Source organism: Roseobacter sp. HKCCA0434 (assembly GCF_032464675.1).
Taxonomy (GTDB): domain Bacteria; phylum Pseudomonadota; class Alphaproteobacteria; order Rhodobacterales; family Rhodobacteraceae; genus Pontivivens.
This window is the reverse complement of the sequence record NZ_JAWDKL010000034.1, coordinates 24,435-30,475: the sequence shown is the minus strand read 5'-3', so window position 1 is coordinate 30,475 and position 6,041 is coordinate 24,435. Positions and strand designations below refer to the sequence as shown.

Below are 6,041 nucleotides of genomic sequence, written 5' to 3'. Positions count from 1 at the left end.
CGTCCCGATGTTCACGTGCGGCTTCGTGCGCTCGAACTTTGCCTTTGCCATGTCTCAGATTCCCGTAATTTTGCGTATGGGCGCGGAATTATGGCGGCTGACTAATCCATTCAACCCCCGTCCCGCAAGGAGATTCGTGCGCGTCAGCCGCCCAGCAGCGCGCGGCGTGCCACGGCGGTGAACTGGAAGGCGAGGCGCGTCAGCTCCAGCCGTCTTTCGCGGGCGAGCGCCTCGCCCTGCAACCCGTCGATGCGCCAGCCTTCGCCGTTGACCGACAGGGGCACGGTCGCGCCGATCTGCATGCCGGTGGCCGCGTCGAACAGCGCAACTTCGCCCTCCATCAGGCTCAACGCACCGGGCAGCGGCACCGCGTCGGGACGGGCGATCTCGACCCGCGTGACCGTCAGGCGCACCACCGCGTCGCGGGTGCCCGCGTTCCAGCTGAGGCTGCGCGCGGCCGCGGTGGTCACGGCGCGCTGGACGTCCGCCTCCCGGATCGTACGACCGATGGTCTGCGTGGCGAGACCTGCGGCCGTGACGTCCGCGCCGTCGAAGCGGATGGCGAGACGTTCCTCCCGCGTCAGCCCGCTATCGGGCAGCGGCAGGGAGGATGTCTGCGCGGTGCAGGCGGTCAGCAGAACGAGCATCGAGGCGGAGACGAGGCGGCGCATGTCGCGACCCTTTCACGGGATGAGAACCGCAGCGCAACCTAGCGCGGCCTCGCGATCCGGCGACATCATCGCGACAAGGAAAGGAAAGTGGAGCGGGCGGCGGGAATCGAACCCGCGTCATCAGCTTGGAAGGCTGAGGTCTTACCACTACACAACGCCCGCGCAGTGGGGCGGATATATCCCGCCCCGCAGATGGCTTCAAGCGCGATCAGCCGCCCAGCAGCACCCGGCGCGCCTGGCGGACGAACTGCTCGGCCAGCGCGTCGACCTCGAGCGGTGTCTCGCGCATGGTGACGACGCCGAGCAGCCCGCCCGGCGCGTATCCGTCGCCCCGCGTGATGATCGTGACCGCGTCTCCGATCTGAACGCCTGTCTCGGCATCCGTCATGGAAACGGTGCCCTGCAACGCGCTGACCCCGCCGACCAGCATCGTTTGACCCGCGGAGATGATGTTCACCGCCTCGATGTCGATCGACACGATCGCCGGGCGGTCGCCACCGGTCCAGACCATGTATTCGTCCGCCGCGCGTTCGAGCGCCGCGCTCAGTTCCTCGGCGGTGACGTCGCGGCCGATCAGGGAGTGGGCGGCGTTTTCCGTATGGACCCGCGCGCCGGAGAATCCGTAGGTCAGCCGCTCCTCGCGGGTGAGGCCGGCATCTTCGGCGCTCGACAGGTTGGGTGCCGCGCAACCCGCGAGGGAGGCTGCAAGGATCAGTGCACCGGCAGAACGCAGGATCATGGTCGGGCCTTTCGTCATCTCGTGTCTCGCCTGACCTGCTAACCCGATCGCGGCCTTCGGGCCATACCCCGCCCGTCGGCCCCGCTCGATCTGTTGCGCGGGGCACACGTCTTCAACCCAGCGCTGTCTCGCAGCGTCCGCACACGCCTTCGTGCGCGTGCGTGCCCACATCCGGCAGCACCTTCCAGCAGCGGGCGCATTTCTCGCCATCGGCCCGCGCGGGCACCACCGCAACGCCCGGCACGTCGTCGAGGGTGAAGGCGCCTTCTGGCGCCGCATCTCCCGTCACCGTGATGTCGGATGTGATGCAGAGATCCGCCAGAGGCAAACCTTCGAGCGCGGTGCGCAGCTCGGCATCGGCAACGTGCACGACCGGGGCAGCCTCCAGCGAGGCGCCGATGCGCTTGGCCGTGCGCTCGACCTCCAGCGCGCCGGTGACCACGCGGCGCACCGCGCGGACCCGCGCCCATTTCGCGGCGAGCGCGTCGTCGCGCCAGTCGGCGGGCACTTCGGCGAAATCCTCCAGGTGCACGCAGCCCTCGGGATGTACGTCGAGCCAGACCTCCTCCATCGTGAAGGTCAGGATGGGTGCCAGCCAGGTGGTCAGATGCGCGTGCAGCGCGTCGAGCACGGTGCGCGCCGACCGCGCCTCCAGACTGTCCGGCGCATCGCAGTAGAGCGCGTCTTTCCGGATGTCGAAATAGACCGCCGACAGGTCCACCGTGCAGAAGGTGAAGAGCTTCTGGAACACGCCCTGGAAGTCGTAGGCGGCGTAGCCCTCCCGCACCTGCCCGTCGAGTTCGGCCAGCCGGTGCAGCACCCACTGTTCCAGTTCCGGCATGTCCGCGCGCGCGACGGCCTCATGCTCTGCCCGGTTGCCCAGGATGAAGCGGAAGGTGTTGCGCAACCGGCGATAGCTGTCGGCGACGCCCTTCAGGATCTCCGGCCCGATGCGATGATCGGCGGTGTAGTCGGTCTGCGCCACCCACAGGCGCAGGATGTCGGCCCCGTACTGCTTCACCACCTCGGCGGGCGCGATGATGTTGCCGAGCGATTTCGACATCTTCAGGCCCTTCTCGTCGAGCGTGAAGCCATGCGTCACCACGGCGTCGTAGGGCGCGCGCCCCATCGTGCCGCAGCCTTGCAGCAGCGAGGAGTGGAACCAGCCGCGATGCTGGTCGGTCCCTTCCAGATAAACGTCCGCCGGGCGCTTCTCCCCCCGCTCGCGCAGGACGAAGGCATGGGTGGAGCCGCTATCGAACCAGACGTCGAGGATGTCGGTCACCTTCTCCCAGCCCTCGGAGGCTCGCTCGCCCAGGAACCGCTCGGCGGCCCCGTCCTCGAACCAGCAATCGGCGCCCTCGGTGCGGAACGCCTCGCCGATGCGGGCATTGACCGCCTCGTCGCGAAGCAATTCGACCGCGCCGCCGTCCAGCCGCTTGACGAAGCAGGTCAGCGGCACGCCCCAGGCGCGCTGGCGGCTCAGCACCCAGTCGGGGCGGCTCTCGATCATCGAGCGCAGGCGGTTCCGACCGCGCGCGGGCGTGAACGTCACCAGTTCCTCGATCGACGTCATGGCCCGCTGCCGGATCGTCTCGCCATAGCTGTCGTCGCCGCCGATGGCCCGGTCGATCGCAACGAACCATTGCGGGCGGTTGAGCCGGATGACCGGCGCCTTCGACCGCCAGGAATGCGCGTCGGAGATCGTGATGCGCCGGGTCGCGGCCAGCGCGCCGACCTGCTTGAGCCGGTCGATCACCGCGCGGTTGGCGCCGCCCGGCTTGCCATTGGGCTTCACCACCATCTCGCCCGCGAACAGCGGCAAGTCAGCGCGGTAGGAGCTGTCGACCTCGACATTATAGGTCATCGGCAGATCGTGCGCCCGCCCGATCTGGTAGTCGTCGTCACCATGCGCGGGCGCCGTGTGCACGAAGCCGGTCCCGGCATCGTCGGTCACGTGGTCCCCCGCCAGCATCGGCACGTCGAAATCCCACTCGCCCGCGCCGCCCTCGATCCCGCGCAGCGGGTGCGCGAGCGTCAGCGCGGACAGCTCCTTCGGACCGACGTCGCGCAGGCGGCGGAACATGTCGGGCGTCAGGCGACCGGCGCCCAACGCCTCCTCGGCCAGCGCATCGGCCAGGATCACCTTCTCGCCGATGGTCATCCAGCATTCCTCGGGGCGGCCCGTCACCTCGTAGAGCCCGTAGGAGATATCCGGCCCGAAGCACACCGCCCGGTTGGACGGAATCGTCCAGGGCGTCGTGGTCCAGATCATCACGGAGGCGTTGGACAGATCAGGCGAAACGGTGCCGAGGCCCGTGCCCTCGCTATCCGCGCCCGCTTCCATCAGCCGGATCACGTCACCCGCAGGCTCCACACGGAAACGCACCCAGATCGCGTCGGTCTGGCGGTCGTGATACTCGACCTCCGCCTCGGCCAGCGCGGTCTTCTCGACCGGCGACCACATGACCGGCTTCGACCCTTGGTAGAGCGAACCGTTCATCACGAACTTCATGAACTCCTCGGCGATCACCGCCTCGGCCCCGAAATCCATCGTCAGGTAAGGGTCGGCCCAGTCGCCGGTGACGCCCAGCCGCTGGAATTCCTCACGCTGGATGTCGACCCAGCCGCGCGCGAACTCCCGACACTCGGCCCGGAACTCGTTGACCGGTACGTCATCCTTGTTGCGGCCCTTGGCGCGGTACTTCTCCTCGATCTTCCACTCGATCGGCAGGCCGTGGCAGTCCCAGCCGGGGATGTAGCGCGAATCGTGGCCCATCATCTGGCGGGAGCGGACGACCATGTCCTTGAGGATCTTGTTCAGCCCGTGCCCGATATGCAGGTGCCCGTTGGCGTAAGGCGGGCCGTCATGCAGGACGAAGGGCTCCCGACCCTCCTTCTCGCGCAGGCGGTCATAGACCCCGATCTCCTGCCAGCGGGCGAGCCATTCCGGCTCCCGCTTCGGCAGGCCCGCACGCATCGGGAAATCGGTCTCGGGCAGGTTGAGGGTGGACTTGTAGTCGGGCGTATCGGCGCACATGGGTCGGCTCCGTCTCGGCGGTCATGTCTGGGAAAGGAGGGGGCGGTGCGGCCAGGCCATGCACCATTGTCCCGGCAGCGCCGTCAGCGCGCCGGGCGGATAATTCGTATCGTGAAACGAAGCCCGTCCATCATGACTGCCTGATAGCGCAGCCCGCGCGGCCCGTCCAGCCGCGCGACACCCGGTCGCGACCGGCGGTCAGAAGAAGCGATAGACCCCGACGCTCAGCCGGTCAGCATCCAGATCGGCGCCTCCGTCCACGTCCTGATACTCGATCCGATCGACCTCGATCCGCAGGCGGTACTCGGCGGGACCGTCCATGTCGACGCCCAGCCCATAGCGCAGGCCGTCCTCGTCGAAGTTGCCGCCCGGCGTCTCGCCCTCGCCGCGCTGGTAACCCAGACGCCCGTAGACCGCCGTGTTCCGCGTCACGTCGTAACCGGCCAGGGCACCCACGCCGTAGCTGTCATCCAGATCGAGCCCGTTATCGTCCGCGCCGGAGATCGTGTAGTTGACCTCCCCCGCCACGAAGGCGCTATCACCGATCTCGAACGCGTAGCCGGCGAACCCTTCGAGCGTGCCTCCGTCGGCCTCCGGCCCGCCATCGAGCGAGGCGAGCTGCCCACCGCCCGCGGCGCCAAGATACAATCCCTCGCCCGCGGTCTGCGCATGCGCCAGGCCCGCCGACAGGATCGGCAGGCAGACAATACCAAGCAGTCTGGTCAGCATCATGATGGTCACCCCTCGGTTGTGCGGACGATCCGCACAACCCACGGTTTAAACTACGCACGGGACGCAAAAAAGTTCCATCAAAATGTGACAGTTGAGACGTTAATAAGCCGTTACCCCGCCATCGAGCGCGATCGTCTGCCCGGTCATGAAGCTGTTGGCCGGATCGGCGGCGAAGATCATGGCGGCCACGATCTCCGAGGGCTCGCCCTGCCTGCGCATCGGCACGCCGCGCACCAGCTCCGCCTCCGCCGCCTCGCGGTCGGGGCCGAGCGAGATCGCGGCCTCGGTCATCGCGGTGCGGGTAAAGCCGGGGCAGATCGCGTTGACCCGCACGCCACGCCGCGCATTCTCGATCGCCGCCGCGCGCGTCAGCCCGACGACCCCGTGCTTCGCGGCCCCGTAAGCCCCCAGCGTCGCGGCCCCCACCAGCCCGGCGATCGAGGCGGTGTTGAGGATCACGCCCCCCTGCCCGCTGTCGCGGAACTGCGCCTGCATCTGTGGGATCTGCGCCTGCATCGCCCACATCACGCCCAAAAGGTCGATCTCGACCACCATGCGCGCCACCTGCTCGGGAGTCTGCTCGATCCGCATCGGCGGATGCGCGACGCCCGCATTGTTGATCGCGACGTCGAGCCGCCCGCCGACCTCCACCGCCTTGGCCACCAGCGCCTTGTGATGGGCAGGCTCGGTCACGTCGCCGCGCAGCGCAACCGCACCGAGGTCGCGCGCCACGTCTTCGACCTCGCCTGCACGGTCGGCCAGCACCAACCGCGCCCCCCGTTCGGCGAAGGCTTCGGCCGTCGCGCGGCCCAGCCCCGCGGCAGCCCCCGTAATCAGGATCGTCCGTTCATCGCTCATG

The 6,041-nt window shown here is 68.3% G+C and carries 5 protein-coding genes and 1 tRNA gene; all 6 read right to left on the bottom strand.

What is annotated here, in order from left to right:
- Positions 1–143: 143 nt before the first annotated feature.
- The 6 genes from RX333_RS15970 to RX333_RS15945 all read right to left on the bottom strand — a co-directional run bounded on the left by RX333_RS15970 (position 144) and on the right by RX333_RS15945 (position 6,040).
- Positions 144–671: a hypothetical protein gene (locus tag RX333_RS15970; RefSeq protein WP_316015954.1), complete on the bottom strand. Its 528-nt coding sequence runs from the start codon at positions 669–671 to the stop codon at positions 144–146.
- 88 nt (positions 672–759) lie between these two features.
- A tRNA-Gly gene (locus RX333_RS15965) sits at positions 760–833 on the bottom strand.
- Positions 834–879: 46 nt separating this feature from the next.
- Entirely contained in the window at positions 880–1,410 is a 531-nt protein-coding gene (locus tag RX333_RS15960; protein ID WP_316015953.1) for a hypothetical protein, read from the bottom strand.
- Between the two features lie 112 nt (positions 1,411–1,522).
- Positions 1,523–4,450, bottom strand: a complete 2,928-nt coding sequence (ileS, locus tag RX333_RS15955; RefSeq protein WP_316015952.1) for an isoleucine--tRNA ligase — start codon at positions 4,448–4,450, stop codon at positions 1,523–1,525.
- A 198-nt stretch (positions 4,451–4,648) separates the two neighbouring features.
- Positions 4,649–5,182 (bottom strand): outer membrane beta-barrel protein, encoded by a 534-nt coding sequence (locus RX333_RS15950; RefSeq protein ID WP_316015951.1) that lies wholly within the window; start codon positions 5,180–5,182, stop codon positions 4,649–4,651.
- Positions 5,183–5,281: 99 nt separating this feature from the next.
- Positions 5,282–6,040, bottom strand: a complete 759-nt coding sequence (locus RX333_RS15945; protein WP_316015950.1) for an SDR family oxidoreductase — start codon at positions 6,038–6,040, stop codon at positions 5,282–5,284.
- Position 6,041: the final 1 nt, after the last annotated feature.

Bases quoted from the DNA above. Each gene is read 5' to 3' on its own strand.
- ileS (WP_316015952.1), bottom strand. From the start codon at position 4,450: ATGTGCGCCGATACGCCCGACTACAAGTCCACCCTCAACCTGCCCGAG.
- RX333_RS15950 (WP_316015951.1), bottom strand. From the start codon at position 5,182: ATGATGCTGACCAGACTGCTTGGTATTGTCTGCCTGCCGATCCTGTCG.
- RX333_RS15960 (WP_316015953.1), bottom strand. From the start codon at position 1,410: ATGATCCTGCGTTCTGCCGGTGCACTGATCCTTGCAGCCTCCCTCGCG.
- RX333_RS15970 (WP_316015954.1), bottom strand. From the start codon at position 671: ATGCGCCGCCTCGTCTCCGCCTCGATGCTCGTTCTGCTGACCGCCTGC.
- RX333_RS15945 (WP_316015950.1), bottom strand. From the start codon at position 6,040: ATGAGCGATGAACGGACGATCCTGATTACGGGGGCTGCCGCGGGGCTG.